This is a genomic window from Achromobacter sp. SD115, assembly GCF_017355315.1.
Classification (GTDB): Bacteria; Pseudomonadota; Gammaproteobacteria; order Burkholderiales; family Burkholderiaceae_B; genus Achromobacter; species Achromobacter xylosoxidans_B.
Map to the genome: position 1 here is coordinate 1 of NZ_JADIJM010000050.1, position 1,333 is coordinate 1,333.

Annotated in this window: 1 protein-coding gene and 1 pseudogene; both read left to right on the forward strand. The window is 67.4% G+C overall.

What is annotated here, in order from left to right:
• Window positions 1-732, forward strand: a 732-nt coding sequence (locus tag IPU70_RS32670) for an electron transfer flavoprotein subunit beta/FixA family protein (protein ID WP_242702810.1), incomplete at its 5' end; no start/stop codon positions are given.
• A gap of 2 nt (window positions 733-734) precedes the next feature.
• Window positions 735-1,333: pseudogene (locus IPU70_RS32675) on the forward strand (electron transfer flavoprotein subunit alpha/FixB family protein); the annotation flags it as partial.

Below are 1,333 nucleotides of genomic sequence, written 5' to 3' on the forward strand. Positions count from 1 at the left end.
GTCAAGCGCGTCGTTGACTACAACGTCAAGGTGCGCGTCAAGTCTGATCAAACCGGCGTGGATATCGCCAATGTGAAGATGTCCATGAACCCCTTTGACGAGATTGCCGTCGAGGAAGCGACCCGCCTGAAGGAGAAGGGTGCGGTGGCCGAGGTCGTGGCGGTTTCTTGCGGCGTTGCGCAATGCCAGGAAACGCTGCGCACGGCCATGGCCATCGGCGCCGACCGCGGCGTGCTGGTCCAGACCGATGCCGAGCTGCAGCCGCTGGCCGTGGCCAAGCTGTTGAAGGCGCTGGTCGACAAGGAACAGCCGCAACTGGTGATCCTGGGCAAGCAAGCCATCGACGACGACGCCAACCAGACCGGCCAGATGCTGGCCGCGCTGCTGGACTGGCCGCAAGCCACGTTCGCCAGCAAGGTCGAGCTGGCCGACGGCAAGGTGACGGTCACGCGCGAAGTCGACGGCGGCCTGGAAACGCTGACCTTGAAGCTGCCGGCCATCGTCACCACCGACCTGCGCCTGAACGAGCCGCGCTACGTCACGCTGCCCAACATCATGAAGGCCAAGAAGAAGCAACTGGACACCGTCACCCCTGAAGAACTGGGCGTGGACGCCGCGCCGCGCCTGAAGACGCTGAAGGTCAGCGAGCCGCCCGCGCGCAAGGCCGGCATCAAGGTGGCCGATGTTGCGGCCCTGGTGGACAAACTCAAGAACGAAGCGAAGGTGGTCTGAACATGACGACGCTGGTTATTGCCGAACACGATAACGCCCAGCTCAAGGGCGCAACCCTGAACGCCGTCGCCGCCGCCGCCAAGATCGGAGGCGACGTGCACGTGCTGGTCGCCGGCGCCAATGCGCGCGCCGTGGCCGAGCAGGCCGCCGCCGCCGCGGGCGTGTCCAAGGTCCTGCTGGCCGACGCGCCGCAACTGGCCGACGGCCTGGCCGAGAACGTCGCCGCCCAGGTGCTGGCGGTAGCCTCGGGCTACAGCCACATCCTGTTCCCGGCGACCGCCTCGGGCAAGAACGTGGCCCCGCGCGTGGCCGCCAAGCTGGACGTGGCGCAGATCTCCGACATCATCGGCGTGGAATCGGCCGACACCTTCCAGCGCCCGATCTACGCCGGCAACGCGATTGCCACGGTGCAGTCGGCCGACGCCGTCAAGGTCATCACCGTGCGCACCACCGGCTTTGACGCCGTGGCCGCGCAGGGCGGTTCGGCTGCGGTGGAAGAAATCGCCGCCGTCGCCGATTCGGGCCTGTCCACCTTCGTGGGCCGCGAAGTCGCCAAGAGCGACCGTCCGGAACTGGCCGGCGCGCGCGTCGTCGTCTCCGG